Origin of the sequence: Streptomyces sp. NPDC051987, assembly GCF_040680735.1 — a bacterium.
Classification (GTDB): Bacteria; Actinomycetota; Actinomycetes; order Streptomycetales; family Streptomycetaceae; genus Streptomyces.
Genome location: NZ_JBFAXI010000028.1, coordinates 71228 through 95647, shown reverse-complemented (window position 1 = coordinate 95647; position 24420 = coordinate 71228). Strand labels below are relative to the sequence as shown.

Annotated in this window: 18 protein-coding genes; 5 read left to right on the top strand and 13 right to left on the bottom strand. The window is 72.5% G+C overall.

From position 1 onward, the window contains the following. Positions 1–123 precede the first annotated feature (123 nt). On the bottom strand, positions 124–720 hold the full coding sequence (locus AB0M11_RS17720; protein WP_365706315.1) for a M48 family metallopeptidase: 597 nt from the start codon (positions 718–720) through the stop codon (positions 124–126). Between the two features lie 227 nt (positions 721–947). Between AB0M11_RS17720 and AB0M11_RS17715 the strand changes: the two genes are divergently transcribed. Further along, a complete protein-coding gene (locus tag AB0M11_RS17715) occupies positions 948–2153 on the top strand; it encodes a TOMM precursor leader peptide-binding protein (RefSeq protein WP_365706313.1) in 1206 nt (401 codons plus the stop codon). After that, positions 2146–3543, top strand: coding sequence for an AarF/ABC1/UbiB kinase family protein (locus tag AB0M11_RS17710; RefSeq protein ID WP_365706311.1), 1398 nt, complete (start codon positions 2146–2148; stop codon positions 3541–3543). The genes AB0M11_RS17715 and AB0M11_RS17710 overlap by 8 nt, the downstream gene beginning before the upstream one ends. An 11-nt stretch (positions 3544–3554) precedes the next feature. Here the strand turns inward: AB0M11_RS17710 and AB0M11_RS17705 are convergent, their stop codons facing one another. From AB0M11_RS17705 to AB0M11_RS17685, 5 genes are all read right to left on the bottom strand, one after another. After that, positions 3555–3776, bottom strand: a complete 222-nt coding sequence (locus AB0M11_RS17705) for a hypothetical protein (RefSeq protein ID WP_365706309.1) — start codon at positions 3774–3776, stop codon at positions 3555–3557. Between the two features lie 136 nt (positions 3777–3912). After that, positions 3913–4239 carry a hypothetical protein gene (locus AB0M11_RS17700; RefSeq protein ID WP_365706307.1) on the bottom strand — a complete coding sequence of 109 codons (327 nt, stop codon included), beginning with the start codon at positions 4237–4239 and terminating at the stop codon, positions 3913–3915. Then, positions 4236–4613, bottom strand: coding sequence for a WhiB family transcriptional regulator (locus tag AB0M11_RS17695; protein ID WP_365706305.1), 378 nt, complete (start codon positions 4611–4613; stop codon positions 4236–4238). Before AB0M11_RS17695 ends, AB0M11_RS17700 begins: the two co-directional genes overlap by 4 nt. Positions 4614–4788: 175 nt before the next feature. Then, positions 4789–5106 carry a hypothetical protein gene (locus AB0M11_RS17690; RefSeq protein ID WP_365706303.1) on the bottom strand — a complete coding sequence of 106 codons (318 nt, stop codon included), beginning with the start codon at positions 5104–5106 and terminating at the stop codon, positions 4789–4791. A 164-nt stretch (positions 5107–5270) separates the two neighbouring features. Further along, positions 5271–7466, bottom strand: coding sequence for an ATP-dependent DNA helicase UvrD2 (locus tag AB0M11_RS17685; protein WP_365706301.1), 2196 nt, complete (start codon positions 7464–7466; stop codon positions 5271–5273). A 177-nt stretch (positions 7467–7643) separates the two neighbouring features. Here AB0M11_RS17685 and AB0M11_RS17680 point away from each other — a divergent pair, with 177 nt between their 5' ends. Both AB0M11_RS17680 and AB0M11_RS17675 read left to right on the top strand, forming a co-directional pair. Further along, the gene (locus AB0M11_RS17680) at positions 7644–7901 is read left to right on the top strand and encodes a mycoredoxin (protein ID WP_086682403.1); all 258 of its coding nucleotides are present in this window, start codon (positions 7644–7646) and stop codon (positions 7899–7901) included. Positions 7902–8785: 884 nt separating this feature from the next. Further along, complete coding sequence (locus AB0M11_RS17675; RefSeq protein ID WP_365706298.1) at positions 8786–9478, top strand: SigE family RNA polymerase sigma factor; 693 nt, start codon at positions 8786–8788, stop codon at positions 9476–9478. 597 nt (positions 9479–10075) lie between these two features. Here AB0M11_RS17675 and AB0M11_RS17670 read toward each other — a convergent pair. The 7 genes from AB0M11_RS17670 to AB0M11_RS17640 form a co-directional block, all read right to left on the bottom strand. Further along, positions 10076–10564, bottom strand: coding sequence for a recombinase family protein (locus AB0M11_RS17670; protein ID WP_365706296.1), 489 nt, complete (start codon positions 10562–10564; stop codon positions 10076–10078). Beyond that, positions 10525–11148 (bottom strand): class I SAM-dependent methyltransferase, encoded by a 624-nt coding sequence (locus tag AB0M11_RS17665; RefSeq protein ID WP_365706294.1) that lies wholly within the window; start codon positions 11146–11148, stop codon positions 10525–10527. The genes AB0M11_RS17670 and AB0M11_RS17665 overlap by 40 nt, the downstream gene beginning before the upstream one ends. Positions 11149–11159: 11 nt before the next feature. Next, positions 11160–12104: an NAD(+) diphosphatase gene (gene nudC, locus AB0M11_RS17660; RefSeq protein WP_365706292.1), complete on the bottom strand. Its 945-nt coding sequence runs from the start codon at positions 12102–12104 to the stop codon at positions 11160–11162. A gap of 146 nt (positions 12105–12250) precedes the next feature. Further along, on the bottom strand, positions 12251–13654 hold the full coding sequence (locus tag AB0M11_RS17655) for a dipeptidase (RefSeq protein ID WP_365706290.1): 1404 nt from the start codon (positions 13652–13654) through the stop codon (positions 12251–12253). 10 nt (positions 13655–13664) lie between these two features. After that, positions 13665–17213, bottom strand: a complete 3549-nt coding sequence (locus AB0M11_RS17650; RefSeq protein WP_365706288.1) for a UvrD-helicase domain-containing protein — start codon at positions 17211–17213, stop codon at positions 13665–13667. 84 nt (positions 17214–17297) lie between these two features. Then, positions 17298–20771 carry an ATP-dependent DNA helicase gene (locus tag AB0M11_RS17645; protein ID WP_365706286.1) on the bottom strand — a complete coding sequence of 1158 codons (3474 nt, stop codon included), beginning with the start codon at positions 20769–20771 and terminating at the stop codon, positions 17298–17300. 266 nt (positions 20772–21037) lie between these two features. Beyond that, entirely contained in the window at positions 21038–21424 is a 387-nt protein-coding gene (locus AB0M11_RS17640) for an MGMT family protein (RefSeq protein ID WP_365706284.1), read from the bottom strand. A gap of 161 nt (positions 21425–21585) precedes the next feature. Here AB0M11_RS17640 and AB0M11_RS17635 point away from each other — a divergent pair, with 161 nt between their 5' ends. Further along, on the top strand, positions 21586–24384 hold the full coding sequence (locus tag AB0M11_RS17635; RefSeq protein WP_365706282.1) for a lysylphosphatidylglycerol synthase domain-containing protein: 2799 nt from the start codon (positions 21586–21588) through the stop codon (positions 24382–24384). The last annotated feature ends 36 nt before the right edge of the window (positions 24385–24420 follow it).

The window sequence follows — 24420 nt, the reverse complement described above, 5'->3', positions numbered from 1 at the left end:
CCCCATCCCGAATGTGAGTGCGTCGCGCCAGGCTAACGGCTAACTCGGACATCGGATGAAGTCGGTACAGACCCGGTACACAACCGCGCTCAGCGGCCCAGGAGGGAGCGTCCCCGGCGTTCGTCACTCATCGCGCGCGCCGGGCATTTGGGGAAGCCGGTCGGCAGCGACCACCCCTTCGAGGTAGCCACGGGCCCGCTCGGTGCGCGGATACGCCTCCAGCAGCCGCCAGAACCGGGGACCGTGGCCCGGCACGAGCAGGTGCGCCAGCTCATGGCAGAGCACGTAGTCGATGACGTACTCGGGCATGCCCTGGAGCCGGTGCGAGAGGCGGATGCTGCCCTCGGCCGGGGTGCAGGAGCCCCAGCGGGTGTTCTGGTTGGTGACCCAGCGCACCGAGACGGGGCGGGCCCGGCCGCCGAAGTACTGGGCCGACAGCCGCTCGGCGCGCTCGGCCAGTTCGGTGTCGCCCAGCGCTCGCTTGCTCTCCTGGGCGGCGAGTTTGTTGAGCATGACGGTCACCCAGCGCTTCTCCTCCGCCTCGGACATCCGGGCAGGGATCAGCACGACGGTGCGATCGCCCTCGCGGTATGCGGAAACGGTCCGGCGGCGCCGGGCGCTTCTGCGAACCTCGATCGCGCTCGCCCCCAAGCCGCTGGGCGGCTGGCTCGTCGTGCTGCGCTGTGACATTCCGGCGCGGTGCAGTGGGTCGGCGGGCACGCCCCGACGTTACCCGCTGCACATGGGGGAAGTCCCGGGTCCGGGACGGTTCGATGCCGATCCCCCATCCATGCGTCTGATTTGTACGACGAATACCCACCGCCTGTGGACAACTTTCGGCGGCCGCCTTGCGCGCCGGGCATGCTGGCACTTGTCGGCGGAGCGTGACCTGCTCCACCGGCACACGAGGACGTTCTGTGACCTTTCGACGGCTACGGGGGCCTGTCATGCATCCGTTGGTGAAGCCCGCGCTGCGGCGCGGCTGGCGCGATCTCAACACCGTGCAGTTCGGGATGACTCCCGCGCACGCGATGACACTGGGGCCGATGGACACGGCGACCGGCAGCTTCCTGGACCTGCTCGACGGCGTCCGCGGACTGCCGTTGCTGCGCGAGGAGGGGCGCCGCATGGACCTGCCGGACGGGCATGTCGACGCTCTGGTGGCGCGACTGTCCCAGGCCGGGCTGGTGGACGACGCACAGGGCGGCGGACCGGCGGCGCGGGCGCTGCGCGAGAAGGAGGAGGTGCTGGAGCGGCTGCGCCCCGATCTGGCCTCGCTCTCCCTGACCACCGCGGAGCCGGGCGGCGCGATCGGCCGGCTGGCGGCCCGGCGGGCGCTGCGGGTTCAGGTCCAGGGCGCGGGCCGGGTCGGTGTCACGCTGGCCGCGCTGCTGGCGGGCGCGGGCGTCGGCGAGGTCGACGTCCGGGACGTGGGCCGGGTCCGGCCGTGGGACGTGGCACCGGGCGGGCTGCCCGCGGAGGCGATCGGCGAGCGCCGCGACGAGGCCGCGCGCGGAGTCGTCCGCCGGGTGGCCCCCGACCGCCCGCCCCGCCGCACCGCGGCTTCCGCGCCGGAGCCCGGCTTCGCGCTGGTGGTCATCGCCCCGCGCGACGACGTGCTGGTGCACGCCCCGGACGCACGCGCCGCCGAACCGCTGCTGGCCTCGGGGACTCCTCACCTCTACACGGGTGTCGTGGAAGGGACCGGTGTGGTGGGCCCCCTCGTCCTCCCCGGCGGGACGGGCTGCGCCGGCTGTCTGCACGAGCACCGCACGGACCGTGATCCGGCCTGGCCGCGCCTGATCGCCCAGTGGCGCTCCGGGCAGGCCCGCCGCGTGGGCGCCTGCGATCTGACGCTGGCGGCGGCCGTGGCCGGGCTGGCCGCCGCGCACGCCCTGGCCTTCCTCGACGGGGAGTCGCCGGCCGGCACGGGGGTGCGCTGGGAGGCGTCCGTACCGGTTCTGCACTGGCACGCGCGGCCGGTCTGGCCGCACCCCGCATGCCCCTGCGGAGCGGCGGAGAAAGCTAAAGGGGAACACTCCTCAACCAACGCGGATCCACACGCGACAATGGTGGAGCAACGGCCGTCGGCGGAGCGACGAGAGCACGCGGACGCGGCACGGCCGACTGGGACTTGGAGGGCGCATGTCTGATCTTCCCCGGAAGGCGGTCACCCGGACCGCCAAGCTCGCCGCGCTCCCGCTCGGCTTCGCCGGCCGGGCGACCTGGGGTCTGGGCAAGCGCATCGTGGGCGAGTCCGCGGAGATCGTCGGCCGCGAGCTGCAACAGCGCACCGCGGAGCAGTTGTTCAAGGTCCTCGGCGAGCTGAAGGGAGGGGCGATGAAGTTCGGGCAGGCCCTGTCCGTCTTCGAGTCGGCCCTCCCGGAGGAAGTCGCCGGCCCCTACCGGGCGGCGCTCACCAAGCTCCAGGACGCCGCACCGCCGATGCCGACCCGCACCGTGCACTCGGTGCTCACCGAGCGTCTCGGCGAGGACTGGCGGGAGCTGTTCCTCGAATTCGAGGACAAGCCCTCGGCGGCGGCCTCGATCGGCCAGGTGCACCGGGCGGTGTGGCAGGACGGCCGGACGGTGGCGGTCAAGGTGCAGTATCCGGGAGCCGGCGAGGCCCTCCTGTCCGACCTTGGACAACTCAGCCGCTTCGCTCGGCTGTTGGGACCGCTGATCCCCGGCATGGACATCAAGCCGCTGATCGCGGAGCTGCGCGACCGGGTCTCCGAGGAGCTGGACTACTCCCTGGAGGCGCAGGCCCAGGCGGCGCACGCGGCGGAGTTCGCGGGCGACCCCGACGTGGTGGTGCCCGCGGTGGTGCACCAGTGCGACCAGGTCCTGGTCACGGAGTGGATCGACGGAATACCGCTCTCCGAGATCATCTCGGCGGGCACGCAGGAACAGCGCGACCGTGCCGGTCAGCTCCTGGCCCGCTTCCTCTTCTCGGGCCCCGCCCGCACGGGCCTGCTGCACGCGGACCCGCACCCCGGCAATTTCCGGCTGCTGCCCGGTGAACCGGAGGACGAGGAGGAGTGGCGCCTCGGCGTGCTGGACTTCGGCACCGTCGACCGGCTCGCGGGCGGCCTGCCCAGCCCGATCGGCGACTCCCTGCGAATGACGCTGGACGGCGACGCGGAGGCGGTCTACGAGCTGCTGCGCGAGGAGGGGTTCGTCAAGGACTCCATAGAGCTGGACCCCGACGCCGTCCTGGACTACCTGGTGCCGATCATCGAACCGGCCCAGGTCGACGAGTTCACCTTCACCCGCACCTGGATGCGCAGCCAGGCGGCCCGCATCGCCGACCCCCGCAACCCCGCCCACCAGCTGGGCAAGCAGCTCAATCTGCCACCCGCCTACCTGCTGATACACCGGGTGACCCTGAGCACCATCGGCGTGCTGTGCCAACTGGGTGCGACGGTCCGGCTGCGGGAGGAACTGGAGGCATGGCTGCCCGGGTTCGTGTCCGAAGAGCCCGGACAGCCCGGACAGCCCGAAGAGGCCGAAGGGACTGAGGAGGCCGTGGAGGCTCAGTAAGGGGGCCGAGTTCACCACCAGGACGAGTCGAGCCTGCCCTCGATCGCTCTGAGGTTGTCCCTGGAGCAGGTGTCGCAGAAGAACTGGCGGAGGCCGTTCTCCACGGAGCAGGTCCAGGTGGCGGGCGGGGGGCCGCCGGTCACGTCGGCCGGGCTGCCGCAGCGGGCGCACACCAGCGGGTGGGGCTCCGTGGCGGAACCGCCGTGATCACTGCCTCCGGAAAGACTCGTCACCAGGCGACGATAACTCCGCACCACGGATCCGAGGGCACAACGCACCGCGGGGGCCGGTCCGTTCGGCCGGACCGGCCCCCGCGGGGAAGTTTTCGCCTCCCGGGGTTCGGGAGGCCACCGCTTCAGGTGTGCTGGGTCACTGCATCAGGGCCATGGCGAGCGCACGGCGGGCGCGCATCGAGGCGCGCTCGGCCCGGCGCTGCATCCGGCGAGCGGTCGCCAGGCGCACGGCCCGGCGTTCCTGCTCGGCCTCGTGCAGTCGCTCGTGCATATGCGCACGAGCCAGGGCTTCTGGGATGAGTTGCATCTCTCGGGTCCTGTTCTGACGCGAGCCGGTGGCGGTACCGGCGGTGGTGAAGTCTGGGATCGCGGAGCCTGCGGGCTCGCTGGTGGACGGCTTCATCGGGGCCTGCTTCTTGGGGTCGTGCGTGAGAGGGCGGTCGATCGTTCCGTGGATGTTCATGCCGTGACCGGGTTCTTGCGCGGGCGGCCACGCGGCCGCTTACGGGCGACGACGACACCCTGGACGAACAGCTCGCCACCCCAGACACCCCAGGGCTCGCGCCGCTCCTTGGCCCCGGCGAGGCAGGCCTCGATCAGCGGGCAGGTGCGGCAGAGGGACTTGGCGTACTCGACGTCCGCCGGCGACTCGGCGAAGAAGACCTCCGGGTCGTAGGAGCGGCAGGGGACGGGTACGCCGAGGTTCTCGATGGCGTCGTCGAGCGCGGTGAGCGCGGTGAGCGGGCTGAGCGGGGTCAAGGTGGAGTCCTCCGTGAGGCCGGGCGGGGGGATCGTTTCGGAAGGCGGTACGGACGGGGCGTGCGCTTCGAGTTGCACGGCTGTTCTTCCTCGTCTGGTCGTGCCGGTCGGGTGAGACCGGTTGGCGGCTGGTACCGGGTTCTGCTCTTGCCCCGAGGCTCCTTCGCTCGCTCTGCCCACGTGGTCGGGCAAAACAGAAGGGCCGCGGATCCCGGATGGGGTTCCGCGGCCCTGAAGGCGCCGGCCTGACAGATCAGGCTGGATCACTCCAGGGTTCTGGCCCACGGAAGGCCCACATCAGGTGGTGCTGCGTCGTCTGCTTCCGGCTTCCGGCACCGGCTGCCGTAAAGACATAGGCCTGGGCCTGTGCCACTACTGCTTCCAGTGCCTTGGTCGGTCGCTCATTGCGCTCACGGACAGGGAGACCCGCGAGAGAAACGGAGGACGCCGGACGCACGGCAGAAATGCCGGACAGACCGGTGCCCAGGGTGGAGACGCCGAGCATGCACACGGAGACGGCCGAGAGATCGGTCATTTTGGCCGCGCTGATGTTGGTCTCGATGCTGATCACTGGACTCGCCTCCTCTCGGCGTCTAGGGGACCGGTGTTGAGCCGATCCGCTCGGATATGCAAGTACAACACGGAACCGGGCCTTCGAGAAGGCCGCCGCTTCCGTGCCTAGAACCTATGGGGATTGCCGGGGCATGCGCAAACTATTTTTCCGACGAGTTCTCATCACTCCCCCGCCTCCGCCGCCTCGGGCTCCTGGCCTGCGCAGATGGCCAGAACATCGGCTCCGTACCGGCTGAGCTTGCGCATCCCGACACCGGGGATCCGGGCAAGCTCCCGGTCGTCGTCCGGGGCGCTCTCGGCGATGGCCATCAGCGTCCTGTCGGTGAAGACGCAGAACGCCGGCTGGCCACTGAGCCGGGCCTGGTCCGCCCGCCATGCGCGCAGCCGCTCGTACAGGCCCTCGTCCATGTCGGACGGGCAGTCGTCACAGCGCATCAGTTTCATCTCGCCCGCGTCGGTCAGCGTGCGTCCGCAGACCCGGCAGCGGGCGGGGGCGCGCTGGGTGCGCCGGGGAGCGGCCGGGGAGCCGCCGGCGAAGCCGCGCTCGACGCCCGCGCCCCCGGCGCTGCCGCCACGGCCGACGGTGCCGGTGGAGCCGGGGCGCAGGCCGTCCAGGAAACGGCTGGGCCTGCGACCCGGCCTGCCACCGGGGGTGCGGGAGAGGGACCAGGAGACATGGAGCCGTTCCCTGGCGCGGGTCACTCCGACGTAGAGGAGACGGCGCTCCTCCTCGACCTGTTCGTCGGTCTTCGCATAGGTGATCGGCACCATGCCCTCGGCGACGCCGACCAGGAAGACGACGTCCCACTCCAGGCCCTTTGCCGAGTGCAGGGAGGCGAGGGTGACGCCCTGGACGGTCGGGGCGTGCTGGGCACCCGCGCGCTCGTCGAGTTCGGCGACGAAGTCGGCGAGGGTGGCGGCGGGCCTCGCGACGGCGACGTCATGGGCCAGATTGACCAGGGCGGCCAGCGACTCCCAGCGCTCCCGGACCGCGCCCGAGCCGGCCGGGGGCTCCGTGGTCCAGCCCTCGCCGGAGAGGACCGCACGCACCTGGGAGGGCAGGTCGACGGTGTCGTCGAGCAGCGCGTCGTTGCCACCGAAGCGGGCCGCGGCGCGCAGGGCGACGCCCGCCTTGCGCACCTCGGGCCGGTCGAAGAACCGCTCGGCACCGCGCAGCTGGTAGGGCACCCCGGCGTCCGCGAGGGCCTGCTCGTACGTCTCGGACTGGGCGTTGGTGCGGAACAGCACGGCGATCTCCGCGGCCGGCACCCCGGCGTCGACGAGTTCACGGATGCGGCGCGCGGCGCCCTCCGCCTCGGCGGGCTCGTCGGTGTACTCGGTGTAGACGGGCTCGGGTCCGGCGGGGCGCTGGGAGATCAGCTCCAGGCGGTGGTCGGCGGCCCGGCCACGGGCCTGCGCCAGCAGACCGTTGGCCAGATGGACGACCTGGGGCGTGGAGCGGTAGTCGCGGACCAGCTTGACGACGGTGGCCCCCGGATGGCGGGTCCGGAAGTCCAGCAGGTGGTCGGGGGTTGCACCTGTGAACGAGTAGATGGTCTGGCTGGCGTCACCGACCACGCACAGACTGTCGCGGTCGCCGAGCCACAGCTCCAGCAGCCGCTGCTGGAGCGGGCTGACGTCCTGGTACTCGTCGACGACGAAGTGCTGGTACTGGGCGCGGACCTGTTCGGCGATGTCGTGCCGGTCCTGGAGGATGCCGACCGTCAGCAGCAGGACGTCCTCGAAGTCGATGACCGCGCGGTCGCGCTTGAGGTCCTCGTAGACCGAGTAGAGCTGGGCGACCTCGGCCGGGTCGCGGGGCGCCTCCCGGCCTGCCTTCACGATCGCGAGCGGGTAGTCGGCAGGGGCGGTCCGGGTGACCTTGGACCATTCGATCTCGGCGGTGACGTCCCGCAGCTCGCCCCGGTCGAGCCGGAGACGGCAGGCGGCGGCCGCGTCGGCGACGAGCTGGATCTTGCGGTCGACGAGCCGGGGCAGCGAGCCACCGATGGCTTTCGGCCAGAAGAACTGGAGCTGGCGCAGCGCGGCAGAGTGGAAGGTGCGGGCCTGCACCCCCTGAGCGCCGAGCTGGCGCAGCCGGCCGCGCATCTCCCCGGCGGCGCGGTTGGTGAAGGTGACGGCGAGCACGCTGGACGGCTGGAGGATGCCGGCCCGCACCCCGTAGGCGATCCGGTGGGTGATCGCCCGGGTCTTGCCGGTACCGGCTCCGGCCAGCACGCACACGGGCCCGTGCAGGGCGGTCGCCACCGCGCGCTGCTCGGGGTCGAGCCCTTCGAGCACCGCGTCGGCAGAGTCCGGTACCGGCGGGAAGAGGGAGGAGTGCGTTGCTGCTGTCACATGGCCATGCTGCCAGGTCGCCCGAGACGGCTGTGCCGGTTGTCCACAGGCGACCGACGGCAGTCGTACTAATGCGGCAGGTGCCGGAGGGCGCCCGTGCTGCGGGAATGGCCGACGGGTCGCGTACGTTCCACACCCGGAGGACTTCCCCGACCTTGCCGAAGGAGTGCGAGCGAGATGCAGGGCACTGTGACGATGTACAGCACCACATGGTGCGGCTACTGCCGCCGGCTGAAGAGCCAGCTGGACCGCGAGGGCATCGCGTACACCGAGATCAACATCGAGCAGGACCCGGAGTCGGCCGCATTCGTGGAGAAGGCGAACGGCGGAAACCAGACGGTCCCGACGGTTCAGGTAGTTCCTTCCAGCGGTGGCACTGAGGTCGTGATGACGAACCCGAGCCTTGCCCAGGTGAAGCAGGCGCTCGGCGTCTGACCCTCGCGAGACGCAGCCCCCGACCGGCCTGACGCTGATCGGGGGTTTTGTGTGCCCCGGGGAGACCGCAGCGGCAGGACCAGGGGCCGCCCCCGGCAAACCGCAGTGATGCACGCAGGTCTGACCCGGCTCGCGAGCACCGCACTCCAGAGCTGAGCTGCGGTCACGAAAGCCTCCAAGGAAGTCCAAGCGGACACTGGCGGCGGACCGTGGCCGCCTTTCCTGGTTCGGGACGCACAAAGGCCTGTGCTGTGGGCTCTCGTGTCGGCTTGGGACATGGCAACGAAGCCCAGTGACGCAGATCACTGAACTTCCCCGTAGCTGTCTCGTTCGACCGGCAACCCCGAGGGGCTTCGGACGTCTGTCGGGGTGGATGCGCCTCCAGCAGAGGGCCGCCGCACGGGAAGCCACCCATGACGGACGGCCGGCCAACAGACCAGAACCGACGATTCGAGGATCGAAAATGTCACTACGCCACACCGTTGCCCGCAGGGTCCGTTCAAACCGGGCTCGCGCCACGTTGGGCATCTCGGTTGCGGGTGTCGCGCTGGCCCTCGGCGGGGTCTTCACGGCGCAGGCCGCATCCGCCTCGGCGGAGACCTCCAGGCCCCAGACGCTCGAACACAGCACGGAGACGGACGTCCCGTCGGACGCGAAGCCCGCCCAGACCGCTCCGCCCTGCCCCGGAGGAGCCCCCGTCTGCGCGGTGTCGTCCGCGACTCCCGCCCACTGAGCCTCCTCAGCGTTCCGGCCCCGCTGATCGACCCCCGGTCGTACCGCGGCACCACGTGAATGCACGCTGCACGGCTCAGGCCCGGCAGCACGGTCCGTTCCGTCCGGGGCCCCGGACGGAACGGACCGGCACCGCGACGTCCAGGAGACATATGAGAACAGCGACAATCCCAGCCGCCGCACCGTCGCTCGCCTGGCGGCGGAGCATGTACAAGCCGGTGCACCCCTTGTTCAGCGGCGCAGTGGATCTGATACGCCGAGCCCAGTACAGACTCGCCCTGCGTTCGACCTCGAGCCGGAAGGACGGCGGGAGAACGCTGTTCAAAGCCGTCTCCCTCACCACAGCGACAGCCGGGGACGGGCACGACTTCAGCGCGCTTTACCAGCATCGCCGCCTGGCACTGGTGCGGCTGGCCCTGCTTCTGGTGGACGACCTTCCAACCGCGGAGGACGTGGTGCAGGATGCCTTCGCCGCGCTCCTGCGCCGCCACGGCAGTCGGCTCTCGGACCTGGACGACCCCGAGGCGTACATACGAACCAGTGTGGTCAACACGGCACGCTCGGTGCTGCGCCGACGCCGTACGGCACGCGCCTACATTCCTGAGCGTGAACACCACGCCCCGCCCGCCGACAAGAACGTGCTCCCTGCCGAGACCCATCAAGAAGTGCTCAACGCATTGCAGCGTCTCACCCGCCGGCAGCGCGAGGTCCTGGTCCTGCGCTACTGGTCGGACCTCACCGAAGCCCAGATCGCCGACACCCTCAACATCTCCCGCGGCACGGTCAAATCAACCGCCAGCCGGGCCCTGGACGCTCTCGGCAGACACCTGGAGATCCCTCGATGACCGAGCACCCCTCTCAGCCGCGCTCCCGTCCCTCCCGCTGCCGGCGGCTTGCGGAGCTCCGGCGATGAAGCGCAGCCAGATCCGCAACGAGGCGATCGAACAACGACTGCGCGACGCCCTGGAAGCCCGCGCCAACAGCGTTGGCGTGAAAGACCTGCGGCCAGCCGCCCTTCCCGTCAGGCCCAGATGGTCTTTCCTCCCCTCTCGCCGGACCGTCACTGTGTTGTTCGGCCTGGCTGCGGCTGCTGCTTGTGTACTGCTCGCCGTCAGGTACGGCATTTCAGATCCCGCCGGCACCCCCTCGCATTCACCAAGCCCGCCCGCGCCTCAGACCACGGCTTCCCCCGCCATCCCGACGACGCCTCCCCAGGGAGGCCACCGCTGAGCAAGCGCCTGACCCGGCACCCACCGCCGCCGGCACAGGAGTCTTGTGCATTGCGGTACCGGTGCTCACCGCGTTGGTCGTGCTCTGGTCGGACAGGGGTTTGCCCTCCTTGCCCAGCAGAGCGGCCGGCTTCCCAGGGTCGAAGGCTGCATGGCCCTGGCGGTCAGCCCACCCCAGCGCAGCGAAGTGCACTCCGCGCCGGATCATCTCGATCAGCGTCGGGCCGTACTCGGGGTCGAGTTCCAGGGTGAAGCCCGCGTCGCCCGGCCGGTCTTCCGCATGGTCTCCCGGGAAGCCTTGTTGCGGGCCTTGATGGCGTCCAGCTCGGCCTCTGCGACCACGGCCAGGATCTTGCCGATCGTCTTGCCCCACGGCTTCGAGAGGTCGAATCCCTCCTCGCAGGAGAGGAGGCCCTTACCGTTCGCCTCGCACCACTCGATGATGTCCGAGAGATGGCGGACCGACCGCGCGATGCGGTCGATCTTCAGGATGATGATGTGGTCGAACTGGTCCTTCTTGTTGTTGAGCCAGTCACCCAGCGACGGGCGCACCCACGGCGAGATGGACACCGATACATCGATGTCGACGGCGAAGTCGACCAGCTCCATTCCTCCGCGTCGGCACGCCGACGCTTCCCGGCACCGGGCGGTCCCTGATCTGTTCAGGGGCCGCCTTCGTGCATACGGCCGGGCTTCTCCCACACCAGCGTGTAACGCCACAGCAGCCGGCGCCGGTACCGGCGGCCGGGGAGCAGGTGGGCGGTGGACCGCCGGACCTCTCCCCAGGTCATGATCGGGTCCTCGACGGGCATGTCGGCCGGGTCCTGGCCGCCACCGTGCCGGAACGCGGTCAGCAGGTGCGCGGGGACTCCGCAGCCGCTGATCACCCGGTCCAGCAGGGTGTGGTCGTGGGCCAGGCCGACGACGACCAGTCGGCCGCCGGGCGCGAGCAGCCCCACAAGTCGGCCGATCGCGTCGTCGAAGGGGGCGTGGTGGATGACGGCGACCGCGCTGACGAAGTCGAAGCTCCCCTCGTCGAGGAGGGCACCGTCGAGGTAGTCGCCCTCCAGGAAGGTGAGGTTCCCGGCGTCCCGCTTGCGCGCCTGTCTGATCATCTCCGCGGATCGGTCCACGCCGGTCACCGACTCGGCCCTGGTGACGAGTCTGGCGGCCAGTAGGCCGTCGCCGCAGCCGACGTCCAGGGCGGCGCGGCAGCCTTCCGGCACCGCGTCCACCACCACGGGGTGGTAGTGGACGTTGTGGTTCCAGTACTCCTGGGCGGTCATGACGGGCCGTCTCAGACGAAGCTCCTCGTCGGCAGTGGCTTGCCGTACCACATCTCGATCAGGCGGGCAGCGATGGAGATGCCGTAGGGCGGCAGGACCTCGCCGGAGTCGAAGGCGGCGCCGAGTTCGTCGCGGGAGAACCAGCGGGCCTCGTGGATCTCGTCGCCGTCGACGGTCACCTCGGTCGTGGTGGCGTGGGCCATGAAGCCGAGCATGAGGCTGGACGGGAACGGCCACGGCTGGCTGGCGACGTACTCCACGGGGCCGACGGTGACCCCGGCCTCCTCGAAGACCTCGCGGCGCACGGCCTGCTCGATGGACTCGCCGGGCTCCACGAAACCGGCAAGCGTGGAGAAACGGCCCTCGGGCCAGTGGACCTGGCGGCCGAGCAGGATGCGGTCGTTCTCGTCGGTGACGGCCATGATCACGGCCGGGTCGGTGCGCGGGTAGTGCTCGGCGCCGCAGGCGGGGCAGCGGCGGATGTGGCCGGCGGCGGCGATGACCGTGCGCTCGCCGCAGCGGGAGCAGAAGCGGTGGGTGCGCTGCCAGTTCTCCAGGCCGACCGCGTGCACCATCAGGCCCGTGTCCCGGGGGGACAGCAGCAGTCCGGCCTCGCGCAGGCCGGCCGGGCGTGCGGACTGGTCGATGCGGCCGGGCAGGGCGTCCTTCTGGAGGGCGAAGTAGCTGACGCCGTCCTCGTCGGTGCCCAGGAAGTAGCGGTGCGCCTCGGTGAGAGGGGCCTCGAAGGAGGGCGTCATGACGAGTTCGGTGCGGCCGTCGGGCGTCTCGTCGATGAGGACCTGGCCGCCGGAGACCACGAAACAGCGGGTGTCGGGGTGGCTCCACGCCGCCGCCAGCCAGGCCTCGTCGAGCCGGTGGTGGGCGGCGCGGTCGATGCCGCTCGGGGCGGTGAGCGAGATGGGTCGGTCGGCGGTGTGGTCGGTCCAGGTGGTCACGGGTGCTTCCAACTCCCCCAGTGCAACGGATGTTTCAGCGGGCGGTTCAGCGGGACGTAGGGCGGGAGGAGAACAGGTGGTGCGGGGTCGGGGCGGTCCTTCCAGTGTGCCCCGCCCGTGGCGCCGCTCCGGACGGCGCCGGGGGCTCAGGGGGCGGGGCGGGTGCTCTCGGCGAGGTCGCCCCAGAGGTAGGCGCTGGTCTCGACGCCTTTGAGGAGGAGGTCCAGTTCGACCTTCTCGTTCGGGGCGTGCCAGCCGTCGGAGGGGATGGAGATGCCCAGGAAGAGGACGGGTGCGCCGAGGACGTCCTGGAGGTCCGCGGCGGGTCCTGAGCCACCCGAACGGGTGAACCGGATCGGCTTCCCGAAGGCCCGGCCCATGGCGCGGGCCAGGGACTGGAGGCCGGGGTGGTCGAGCGGGGTCAGACACGGGCGGGTGGCCGGCAGGAAGGTGATCTCGGCCCGGATCCCGGCGGGGATCCGTTCGGTGGCCCAGGCGCGGACGATCTTCTCGATGTGGTCGGGTTCCTGCCCGGCGACCAGTCGGAAGGACAGCTTCAGCAACGCGGAGGACGGGATGATCGTCTTGCTGCCGGGGCCCTGGTAGCCGCCGCCGATGCCGTTGACCTCGGCGGTGGGGCGGGCCCATACGCGCTCCAGGGTGGTGTGTCCGGCCTCCCCTTCGGTGGCGTACGAGTGCGCCTCGCGCAGCCAGCTCTCCTCGTCGAACGGCAGCTCGGCCCACAGCTGCCGCTCGCGCCGGCTGGGTTCGACGACGCCGTCGTAGAAGCCGGGGATCGCCACGCGCGCGTGCTCGTCGTGCAGGGCGGCGACGAGGCGGGCGGCGACGGTGGCCGGGTTGGGGACGGCGCCGCCGAAGGCGCCTGAGTGGATGTCCTGGTCGGGGCCGTGCAGGACGATCTGGCACTCGGCGAGCCCGCGCATGCCGGTGCAGACCGTGGGGGTGTCCTCGGACCACATGCCGGTGTCGGAGACGATCACCACGTCGGCGGCGAGTCGCTCGGCGTGCTCTTCGACGAGCGTCCGGAAGTTCGGCGAGCCGGACTCCTCCTCGCCCTCGATCAGCAGCTTCAGGGTGACGGCGGGTGCGGTGCGGCCGGCGGCGGCGAGGTGGGCGCGGACGCCGAGTGTGTGGAAGAACACCTGACCCTTGTCGTCGGCCGCGCCGCGCGCGTAGAGGCGGTTCTCCCGGACGACGGGCTCGAAGGGTTCGCTGTCCCAGCCGTCCTCGCGAGCGGCCGGCTGTACGTCGTGATGGCCGTAGACCAGGGCCGTGGGCGCCTCGGGGTCGCCCGCGGGCCATTCGGCGAAGACGGCCGGAGCGCCTGGTGTCTCCCAGACCTCGACGGTCGGGAAGCCGGTCTCGGTCAGCTTGGCGGCGAGCCAGTCGGCGCTGCGGCGCACATCGGGGGCGTGGTCGGGCTGGGCCGACACGGAGGGGATGCGCAGCCATTCAGCGAGGTCGTCGAGGAAGGCGGCGCGGTGCTGCTCGATGTACGTACGGACGGCGCTGTCCGGGGTCTGGCTCATGGTCACGAGCCTATCGGCCCGGACCGACATCCTCGGCGGGCGATTGGTCACACTCGGCTTGTCCGATGATCAGCCTTTCCAGGGCGGCTCGGTCCGGAAGGTCCTCCGGTCGTTCGACCTCACCGGTGCGCACGTGGACGAACGCGGCGGTGACCGACTCGGGCGGCACACCCTGCTGCTCGGCCCAGCCGATCCGGTAGATCGCCAGCTGGAGCGGGTCGGCGGGGCGGACCCGGCTGGTCTTCCAGTCGACGATCTCGTACGTCGTCCCGTACGCCGCGCCCTCGGCGTGGTCCGTCCGGTAGACGGCGTCGATACGGCCCCGGACGACCCGGCCGGCGAGGGTGAGCTGGAAGGGGGCCTCGACGCGGTAGGGCGTGCGGTGCGCGTACTCGGTGCGCTCGAAGGCCTCCTTGAGGGCTTCGAGGTCGCGTTCGTCGGCGATCTCGGCGTCGCTGCCGGGCAGTTCGTCCGGCTCCAGCATGGGCAGCGTGAGCTCTTCGAAGCGTGCCTCGACCCAGGCGTGGAACCGGGTGCCCCGGCGCGCCGCCGGTTGCGGCGGGCGTGGCATGGGGCGGGCGAGTTCCTGCGCCAGCCCGTCCGGGTCCTCGGCGAGCCGCATCAGCTGGGTGGCGGACAGGGTGGCGGGGAGGGGGACGTCGGTGACGCCACGGCGGGCGCGCAGCAGTTCGCCGGTGAGGGCGTCGAGGTCGCGGTCCCAGGAGGCGACGGCGCGAGCCTCCTCGGGGGTGAGCGGGCCGAGGGGGGCGTCCTCGTGTGCCGGAGTGCGCGGGCGTGTGCGCTCGGCGGGCGCGATCTGGTGCGGGACTGCCTGATGCGGCACCGCCTGGTGCGGGACCGCGGGGCGGTCGGTGCTCCAGGAGTCCCAGTCGGCGGAGTCCGCGTCCGGGAGGGCCTCCTCGAAGGGGTCGTCGGGCTCGCCGGGGTCGTCCGGTTCGTCCTCCTCGGGCGGCGGGGGCCAGTCCGGGTCCTCCGCCACGGCGGCGGCCGGGTCGTGGTCGGCGGGAACGCCCGAGCCGGTCCCGGCCGTGAGGGCGTCCAGGTGGGCGAGGACGGTCTCGGCGGCCGTGCGGCGACGGGCCAGGGCGGCATCGTCCAGGGGCAGCGGCCACACCTGGTCGGCGCCGGCCGTGTGCAGGGCCGGGTTCTCCTCGTCCTCCGCGGGTTCCTCGGCCCAGGCCTCGATCTCGCCGTGTCCGGTGGCGCAGTGGTCGTACAGGGCCCGGAGGAAGTCGGAGGGGCCGCGCGGCTTCTTCTGGCTGGGTCCCCACCAGTGGCCGGAGCCGAGGAGCAGGGCACGGGGGCGGGTGAAGGTGACGTAGCCGAGGCGCAGCTCCTCGGTGTGCTGGTGCTCCTTCATGGCCTCGTGGAAGGCCTTCATGCCCCGCGAGTCCCAGGCCTCGACGTCGGGCAGGGTGGCGGCGTCGCCGCGCAGGGCGTGCGGAAGCACCCTGGCCTGCGCGGTCCACTTCTCGCGCCCCTGGCTGCTCGGGAAGGTGCCCTTGACCAGTCCGGGGACGGCGACGACGTCCCACTCCAGGCCCTTGGCCTTGTGCGCGGTGAGCACCTTGACGGTGTTCTCGCCACCGGGCAGCGCGTTGTCCAGGCCCTTCTCGTACTGGGCGGCGGTGCGCAGGAAGCCGAGGAAGGCGAGCAGGCTCGCCTCCTGGTCGCCGGCCGCGAAGGAGGCGGCGACGTCCAGGAAGTTGGACAGCGTCTCGCGGCGGCGGGCGGCCAGCGCGTGCGGGGAGGCGGACAGCTCCACCTCCAGACCGGTGACCGCGAGGACGCGGTGCAGCACGTCCATCAGCGGGTCGGACAGGGAGCGGCGCAGCTCGCGCAGTTCGGTGGCGAGACGGGCGAAGCGCACGCGCGCGTCCGGCGAGAACGGCAGCCCGTCGTCCCCCTGTCCGGGCCGGCCGCTGTCGAACGGCATTTCCAGGAACGTGTCCAGGGCGTCGGCGAGGGATATCACCTCGGCGGGGTCGACCCCTTCGACGGCCGCGGCGAGCCGACGGTCCGGGTCGTCGGCGTCGCCCACGCGCGCGTGCGTCACGAGCAGCCGTGCGCGGCGGCCGAGGAGGGCCAGGTCGCGGGGGCCGATGCGCCAGCGCGGGCCGGTCAGCAGCCGGACCAGGGAGGCGTTGGCGCCCGGGTCCTGGAGCACCTCGCAGACGGCGACGAGGTCGGCGACCTCGGGCAGGTGCAGCAGCCCGGAGAGGCCGACGACCTCGACGGGGACGTCCCGGGCGACGAGGGTGCCCTGGATCTCCGCGAAGTCGGTCGCTGTACGGCACAGGACCGCGATCTCGCCGGGCGCCGTGCCGGTGCGGACGAGGTGGGCGACCGAGTCGGCGATCCAGTCCATCTCCTCGGCGTGGGTGCGCAGCAGGGCGCAGCGGACCGTGCCGTCCCGCTCGGCGCCCGGGGCGGGGCGCAGGGCCGCCACGCCCGCGTGCAGGGCGCGCAGCGGCTCGGCGAGGCCGTTGGCGAGGTCGAGGAGGCGGCCGCCGCTGCGGCGGTTCTCGCTGAGCGCCTGGCGGGTGGCGGGCCGGCCGTCGGCGCGCGCGAAGTGCTCGGGGAAGTCGTCCAGGTTGGCGACGGAGGCGCCGCGCCAGCCGTAGATGGCCTGGCAGGGGTCGCCGACCGCGGTCACCGGGTGGCCGGTACCGGCACCGAACAGGCCCGCCAGGAGGACGCGCTGGGCGACCGAGGTGTCCTGGTACTCGTCGAGGAGCACGACCCGGAACTCGTCGCGCAACAGCCTGCCCACCTCCGCGATGCCGGCCAGCGCCGCGGACAGCGCGATCTGGTCGCCGAAGTCGAGCAGGTCCCGCTCGCGCTTGGCGGCCCGGTAGCGGACGACCAGCTCGGCCAGTTCACGGCGCGCGGCGGCGGCCTCGGGGACCTTGCGGAGGTCGGCGTTGCCGAGTTTCACGCCGGTCAGGGTGTTCAGCAGACCGGCGTCCCAGGCGCGCAGTTCCTCGGGGCGCACCAGGTGTTCGGCGAGTTCGGAGTCGAGGGCGAGCAGGTCGCTGACCAGGTCGGCGAAGGAACGGGTGAGGGCCGGGTAGGGCCCCGGAGCCTCGCGCAGCACCCGCGCGGCGAGCTGGTAGCGGGTGGCGTCGGCGAGCAGCCGGGACGTCGGCTCCAGGCCGATGCGCAGGCCGTGGTCGGTCAGCAGCCGGCCCGCGAAGGCGTGGTACGTGGAGATGACCGGCTCGCCGGGGGGACGGTCGGGGTCGATGACGTCGGGGTCGGTGACGCCGGCCCTGACCAGTGCCTTGCGGACGCGCTCGGCGAGCTCACCGGCCGCCTTGTTGGTGAAGGTCAGACCGAGGACCTGCTCCGGGGCCACCTGCCCGGTGCCGACCAGCCAGACGACCCGCGCCGCCATCACCGTCGTCTTGCCCGATCCGGCCCCGGCCACGATCACCTGCGGGGCGGGCGGCGCGGTGATGCAGGCCGTCTGCTCCGGGGTGAAGGGGATGCCGAGGAGCTCCTTGAGCTGCTCGGGGTCGGTGATACGGGCGGACATGAGGAAAGAGGCTAGCGGCGGCCACTGACAATCGGTAAAAGCACCGACATCCGGTGAAACACCGTGATCGACGGCACACGGCGTTCAGTCCACCACGTGGCGTCCCTCGGGCCGCGCGCTGCACGAGGCGCGGAAGGCGCAGTGGGTGCAGTGCTGGCCGGTGGTCGGTGCGAACCGTTCGTCGAGGACCTTACCGGCGGCGGTGGCCAGCAGCTCCCCGACCCACTCCCCCTCCAGCGGCTCCTGCGTCTGCACCTTGGGCAGGGTCTCGCCGCCGTCGCGCTGGGCGGCGCCCTGTCTGAGGTGGACCAGTTCGGCACCGCCGGGCTCGGGCCGTACGCCGTCGAAGGCGTCGTCGACGGCGCCCTCGCGGACCGCGAGCTGGTAGACGGCCAGCTGCGGGTGGCGGGCCACCTCGGCCGCGCTGGGCGCCTGCTTGCCGGTCTTGAAGTCGACGACGTACGCGCGGCCCTCGCCGTCCGTCTCCACGCGGTCCATCTGGCCGCGGATGCGCACCTCGTAGTCGCCCGCTCCGAGGGTGACGTCGAAGTCCTGCTCGCTGGCCACGGGGGTGCGGGTGGCGCGGTCCAGGACGTGCCACTTCAGGAAGCGTTCCAGCGCCACGCGCGCGTTGTCCTTCTCCTGCGCCGACTTCCAGGGCGCGTCGAAGGCGAGCGCGTTCCACACCGAGTCCAGGCGCTCCATGAGGACGGCGAGGTCGGCGGGGGTGCGTCCGGACGCGACCTCGTCGGCGAGGACGTGCACGACGTTGCCGAAGCCCTGGGCGGTGGTGGCCGGGGCGTCGGCCTTCACCTCCCGGCCCAGGAACCACTGCAGGCTGCAGGTGTTGGCGAGCTGGTCCAGGGCGCTGCCGGACAGCACCACGGGCTGGTCGCGGTCGCGCAGCGGCACCTTGCTCTCGGTCGGTTCGAACATGCCCCACCAGCGGTAGGGGTGGGCGGACGGCACCAGGGGGCGGCCGTCCTCGTCGGTGAGCGCGGCCAGTCGGGCCAGGCGGCGGGCGGCGGCCTCCCGCAGGGCGGCTGAGGCGCGCGGGTCGACGGTGGTCGCGCGCAGTTCGGCGACCAGTGCGGCCACGGCGAGCGGACGGCGGGGCCGGCCGGTGACGTCCTGGGGTTCGACGCCCAGTTCGGTGAGGAACCGGGAGGGCTGGTCGCCGTCGTCCGCGGGGGCCTTCACGGCGGTGACGACGAGGCGGTCACGCGCGCGCGTGGCGGCGACGTAGAACAGCCGGCGCTCCTCGGCGAGCAGCGCACCCGGGGTGAGCGGCTCGGCGAGTCCGTCCCGGCCGATGCGGTCGGCCTCCAGGAGCGAGCCGCGGCGGCGCAGGTCCGGCCACAGGCCCTCCTGGACGCCCGCCACGACGACCAGGCGCCACTCCAGGCCCTTGGCGCGGTGCGCGGTCATCAGGCGTACGGCGTCGGGGCGTACCGCGCGGCCGGCGAGGGTGTCGGCGGCGATGTCCTCGGCCTCGATCTCCGCGAGGAAGTTCAGCGCGCCCCGGCCTCCGCTGCGCTCCTCCGCGCGGGCGGCGGTGGCGAACAGCGCGCACACGGCGTCCAGGTCACGGTCGGCGTTGCGGCCGGCCGCGCCGCCCCGGCGGGCGGCGCGCTCCAGCCGTGACGGCCAGGGTGTGCCGTTCCACAGGACCCACAGCGCCTCCTCGGCGGTTCCGCCGCTCGTCAGGCGCTCGCGGGCCCGGCCGAGCAGCGCGCCGAGCCGCTGCGCCCCGCGCGCGTACCCGGGGTCGTGCACGGCCAGGCGCTCGGGCTCGGCGAGCGCTCGCGCGAGCAGTTCGTCGGAGGGGGGCGGGAGGGGGTTGCCGGCCGCCCGCTCCTCGTCGCGCAGGGCACGGCCCAGGCGCCGCAGGTCGGCCGCGTCCATGCCGGCGAGGGGGGAGGTGAGCAGGGCGAGCGCGGTCTCGGTGTCCAGCCAGCAGGGGGCCGCCCCGCCGGGGCTCTCCACGGCCGGGTCCGCGGCGGGATCCGCGCCGGTCTCGGCGCCGGTCTCGGCGCCGGTCTCGGCGCCGGAGTGCACGACGGTCTCCGTGCCGTTGTCCTTGACGGCGTGCACGGCGGTCTCAGCGGCGTTGCCCATGACGGAGCGCACGGCGGTCTCCGCAGGGGCGCGCGCCGGGGTCCCCGCCTCCGCCGTCGCCACCGCCCGCAGCGCTGTCAGCAGCGGCGCCACCGCGGGTTCGTGGCGCAGCGGCAGGTCGTCGCCGTCGATGTCGAGGGGCACGCCGGCCGCGGTGAGGGCGCGGCGGGCCGTCGGGATGGTGCGGGATCCGGCGCGCACCAGGACGGCCATGTCGCTCCAGCGGACGCCGTCCTCCAGGTGCGCCCGGCGCAGGATGTCGGCGATGTTGTCCAGCTCGGTGCCGGGCGTCGGGTACGTGTACACCTCGACGCGGCCGCCGTCCCGCGCGGCGGTCAGTTCGCGGTGCGCGCGTGCCTTGTCGGCGGGCAGCCGGGTCAGCGGCATCCGCTGGGTCAGCAGCCGGGTCGCGGCCAGCAGCCCTGCCCCGGAGCGGCGGGACGTGCGCAGCACCTGCACCGGGGCGGGACGGCCGTCCACGCGCGCGAAGGCCGACGGGAAGTCCAGGATGCCGTTCACGTCGGCGCCGCGGAACGTGTAGATCGACTGGTCCGGGTCGCCGAACGCGACCAGGGTGCGGCCGCCGCCGGCCAGCGCCCGCAGCAGGCGCACCTGGGCCGGGTCGGTGTCCTGGTACTCGTCGACGTACACCGCGTCGTAGCGGCCCGCGAGGTCCACGGCCACCTCCGGGCGGTGGGCGAGCAGCACCGCCCGGTGGACGAGTTCGGCGTAGTCGAGGACGCCCTGGAGGTCGAGGACGTCGAGGTACTCGGCGAGGAAGGCGGCCGCGGCCCGCCAGTCGGGGCGGCCGATCCGGCGGGCGAAGGCGTCCAGGGCGTCCGGCCCCAGGCCCAGTTCGCGGCTGCGGGCGAGGACCGCGCGGACCTCGTCGGCGAAGCCCCGGGTGGTCAGGCAGGCACGCAGGTCGTCCGGCCAGCGCACGTGGTTCAGCCCGAGCCGCTCCAGGCCGGGCTGGCCGGCCAGCAGCTCGCGGACGGCGACGTCCTGCTCGGGTCCGGACAGCAGCCGCAGCGGGTCGACGAACAGACCGCTGTCCTGGTGGGCGCGGACCAGCGCGTAGCAGTACGAGTGGAAGGTGGTCGCCCGGGGCGCGCGGGCCGCTCCCACGCGCAGGGCCATGCGGTCGCGCAGTTCGACGGCGGCCTTGCGGCTGAACGTCAGCACCAGGATCCGCTCGGGGTCCCCGCCGCGGGCGATCCGCGCGGCCACCGACTCCACGAGGGTGGTGGTCTTCCCGGTGCCCGGACCCGCGAGGACGAGCAGCGGGCCGGACCCGTGGTCAACCACCGCGCGCTGGGCAGCGTCAAGACGAGGGGGAGCCACATCGGCCGGCGGGGTACGGACCAGTCGGTAAGCGCCACGGGTCCCCTGCCGCACCTGGGGGTGCGGCAGGCGCCCTGTGGAGGAAGAGGAGCTCACGTGGTTCGCCGGTCCTGGTGGGTGTGCTGGTCGGTTCGCGGTCGCGTGTGCGCGATGGTGGCCACGGGGTGAGGGGGACACGCGCAGCCGACGCTACGCCCACGAACCACTCGGAAGCAGAGCTTCCGCTTGTTCCCGTCCGCCCCGGGAGACCCTCGCGGCACACGCGCCGCACATCTCACGAACGTACGTCATGCCACGGACGTCCCCGGTGTCCCTCGTACGGGCCACAGGCTCCCCCCGGGGGCCCGCGATGGCGGAAGCTGTCAGGTGTGAGCCCCCGCGTCCGCGCCGCCGTCCCACCGCGCCCGCCTCATGTCGAGCCGCGGCAGATGGCCCTCCGCGGCCCTGCCCGCCTCCTTCAGCGGGGTGCCCTCGGTGCGGTAGTGGTCCAGTGCGCCCAGCTCGTGCCCCGGGAGGAGCACCCCGTCGGCGCGCACCACGCGCCACCAGGGGACGGCCCCACCGTAGTGGGACATCACCCGGCCGACCTGGCGCGGGCCTCCCTCCTGAAGCCACTCCGCGACGTCGCCGTACGTCATCACGCGCCCGGGCGGGATCCGCTCGGCGACCTCCAGGACCCGCTCGGCGTAGTCGGGCAGCTCGTCCGCGTACGCCTCTCGGGTGTCCTCGGGAAGGCTCTGCTCGCTCATTCGACCCATCCTGCCGCACCCCACCGACAACCGGCGCGGTCCGCGGCAGGTCTCCGTCTCGCCCTCTCGCGGCACTTGGGGCAGACTGTGCGCCCCCGCATCTGCACCCTGATGCCCCCGGGTGTCGGTGGGGCATGCCACCATCGTGCGGGCGGTGACTGGTGATACGAGATCAAGAAGAGACGACCGAGCAGCAGGGCGTGCCCTCCGAGGGCGGGGCGAGCACCTCTGAGGCCGCCGCGCGCCCGGACGCGGCGGAACCCGGCACCGCACGCCCGGCGGCCGCCGCGGGCTCGGAGGCCGCAGCCCCTGACCCCGCAGCCCCTGACGCCGCAGCGCCTGAGACAGCAGACCCCGACGCCGCCGAGGCGGGACACGTGCCCGACGAGACGCATCCCGACGAGGTGGAGGGCGACGAACCGCTGCTCCCCGCGCGCGTGCACCGCCCCTCCGACCTCATGCGGCTCATGGTCGGGGTGCTCGCCATCGCCGTGCTCCTCGGCATCTCGGCGGTCGCGCACGGCACCACCTCCGGTCTCGAACAGGACATCAACAAGGGCACCGGCCAGGCTCCCGACCTGCTGATCCGGTTCGCGGGACTGGCCTCCAGCATCGCGATCCTGCTGGTCCCGGTCGCGTTCGCGATCGAACGGCTGATCAAGCGGGACGGGCTGCGCATCGCCGACGGCGTGCTCGCGGCCGTCCTCGCGCACGGCGTGACCCTCGCCACCGACCTGTGGGTGGCCAGGGCCGCACCGGGTTCGATCCAGGAGGCGCTGACCCAGCCCTCCCCCGGTGACATCCACGCTCTCACCGACCCGGTGCACGGCTACCTCGCGCCCGTCATCGCCTATATGACGGCCGTCGGCATGTCCCGGCGCCCCAGATGGCGGTCCGTGCTGTGGATCGTGCTGCTGCTCGACGCGTTCTCCATGCTCGTCACCGGCTACACCACACCGTTCTCGATCATTCTCACGGTGCTGATCGGCTGGACCGTCGCCTACGGCACGCTGTACGCGGTCGGCTCCCCCAACGTGCGCCCCACCGGGCGGACCCTGCTGGCGGGCCTGAGGCACGTCGGCTTCCACCCGGTCGGGGCGGCCCGCGAGGAGGCCCTGGACACCGAGAACGGCGACCGGGGCCGGCGCTACTTCGTCACCCTGGAGGACGGCCCGCCGCTGGACGTCACGGTCGTCGACCGGGAACAGCAGGCCCAGGGCTTCTTCTACCGGGCGTGGCGCAACCTGACGCTGCGCGGCTTCGCCACCCGCTCCAGCCTGCAGTCCCTGCGCCAGGCCCTGGAGCAGGAGGCTCTGCTGGCGTACGCGGCGATCGCGGCCGGCGCCAACGCGCCCAAACTGATCGCCACCTCCGAACTGGGCCCCGACGCGGTGATGCTCGTCTACGAGCACACCGGCGGCCGCACCCTCGACTCGCTGACCGACGAGGAGATCACCGACGAGCTGCTGCGCAACACCTGGCACCAGGTGCAGGCGTTGCAGTCGCGCCGGATCGCGCACCGCAGGCTGGCCGGTGACGCCATCCTGGTGGATCGTTCCGGCACGGTGATCCTCACCGACCTGCGCGGCGGCGAGATCGCGGCCGGTGAGCTGCTGCTGCGCATGGACATCGCCCAGCTGGTCACCACCCTCGGCCTGCGGGTGGGCGCCGAGCGGGCGGTGGCCTCGGCGGTCGGTGTCCTCGGCCCCGACGCCGTCGCCGACTGTCTGCCGATGCTGCAGCCGATCGCGCTGACGCGCTCCACGCGCGGGACGCTGCGCAGACTGGCCAGGGAGCGCGCCCAGCGCGAGCGGGACGCGGTCCTGGAGGCGTCCCGGCAGGCCAAGCAGGCGCGTGCGCAGGAAGCCGAGAAACCCGACAAGAAGACGGTGCGCGCGGAGCAGCGGGCCGAGAAGCGGGCTCTGGACGAGGCGCTGGAGGAGGCCCGCGAGGAGGACCTGCTCACCCAGATCCGGCACCAGGTGCTGCGGATCAGGCCGCAGGCGCCCGTCGAACCGGCCCGGCTGGAGCGGGTCCGGCCGCGCACGCTGATCAGCGTGATCGCCGGCGCGATCGGCGGGTACTACCTGCTGACCCAGCTCACCCACATCGAGTTCGGCCCCCTGGTCGCGAACGCGCAGTGGGGCTGGGTGCTCGCCGCGGTGCTGTTCTCGGCGCTCAGCTACGTCGCCGCCGCGATGGCCCTGCTCGGGTTCGTGCCGGAGCGGGTGCCGTTCCTGCGGACCGTGGCGGCGCAGGTCGCCGGCTCCTTCGTGAAGATCGTGGCGCCCGCCGCCGTCGGCGGTGTCGCCCTCAACACGCGCTTCCTGCAGCGCGCGGGCGTGCGGCCGGGACTGGCGGTGGCCAGCGTGGGAGCCTCGCAGCTGTTCGGGCTCGGCTGCCACATCCTGATGCTGCTGTCCTTCGGCTATCTGACCGGCACCGAGAAGACCCCCTCGCTGTCGCCGTCCCGCACGGTCATCGCGGGCCTGCTGACCGTCGCGGTGCTGGTCCTCGTGGTGACCTCGGTGCCGTTGCTGCGCAAGTTCGTCAGCACGCGCGTGCGGTCGCTCTTCGCGGGTGTCGTGCCCCGCATGCTGGACGTGCTGCAGCGGCCGCAGAAGCTCGTCACCGGCATCGGCGGCATGCTGCTGCTGACCGCCTGCTTCGTGATGTGCCTGGACGCCTCCATCCGTGCCTTCGGCGACCAGTCGACCTCGCTGAGCATCGCCAGCGTCGCCGTCGTCTTCCTCGCCGGCAACGCGCTCGGGTCCGCGGCGCCGACCCCGGGCGGTGTCGGCGCGGTCGAGGCGACGCTGACCGTCGGTCTGATCGCCGTCGGTCTTCCCAAGGAGGTCGCGGCCCCCGCCGTCCTGCTGTTCCGGCTGCTGACGCTGTGGCTGCCGGTCCTGCCGGGCTGGCTGGCCTTCAACCAGCTGTCACGCAAAGGCGCACTCTAGGGGCGTACCTCGGACGGCTCGCGCCCCGCGCGCGTG

Excerpts from the sequence above, each read along its gene's own strand:
- AB0M11_RS17715 (WP_365706313.1), top strand. The coding sequence starts at position 948 with ATGCATCCGTTGGTGAAGCCCGCGCTGCGGCGCGGCTGGCGCGATCTC.
- AB0M11_RS17710 (WP_365706311.1), top strand. The coding sequence starts at position 2,146 with ATGTCTGATCTTCCCCGGAAGGCGGTCACCCGGACCGCCAAGCTCGCC.
- AB0M11_RS17700 (WP_365706307.1), bottom strand. The coding sequence starts at position 4,239 with ATGAACATCCACGGAACGATCGACCGCCCTCTCACGCACGACCCCAAG.
- AB0M11_RS17680 (WP_086682403.1), top strand. The coding sequence starts at position 7,644 with ATGCAGGGCACTGTGACGATGTACAGCACCACATGGTGCGGCTACTGC.
- AB0M11_RS17675 (WP_365706298.1), top strand. The coding sequence starts at position 8,786 with ATGAGAACAGCGACAATCCCAGCCGCCGCACCGTCGCTCGCCTGGCGG.
- AB0M11_RS17665 (WP_365706294.1), bottom strand. The coding sequence starts at position 11,148 with ATGACCGCCCAGGAGTACTGGAACCACAACGTCCACTACCACCCCGTG.
- AB0M11_RS17655 (WP_365706290.1), bottom strand. The coding sequence starts at position 13,654 with ATGAGCCAGACCCCGGACAGCGCCGTCCGTACGTACATCGAGCAGCAC.
- AB0M11_RS17650 (WP_365706288.1), bottom strand. The coding sequence starts at position 17,213 with ATGTCCGCCCGTATCACCGACCCCGAGCAGCTCAAGGAGCTCCTCGGC.
- AB0M11_RS17640 (WP_365706284.1), bottom strand. The coding sequence starts at position 21,424 with ATGAGCGAGCAGAGCCTTCCCGAGGACACCCGAGAGGCGTACGCGGAC.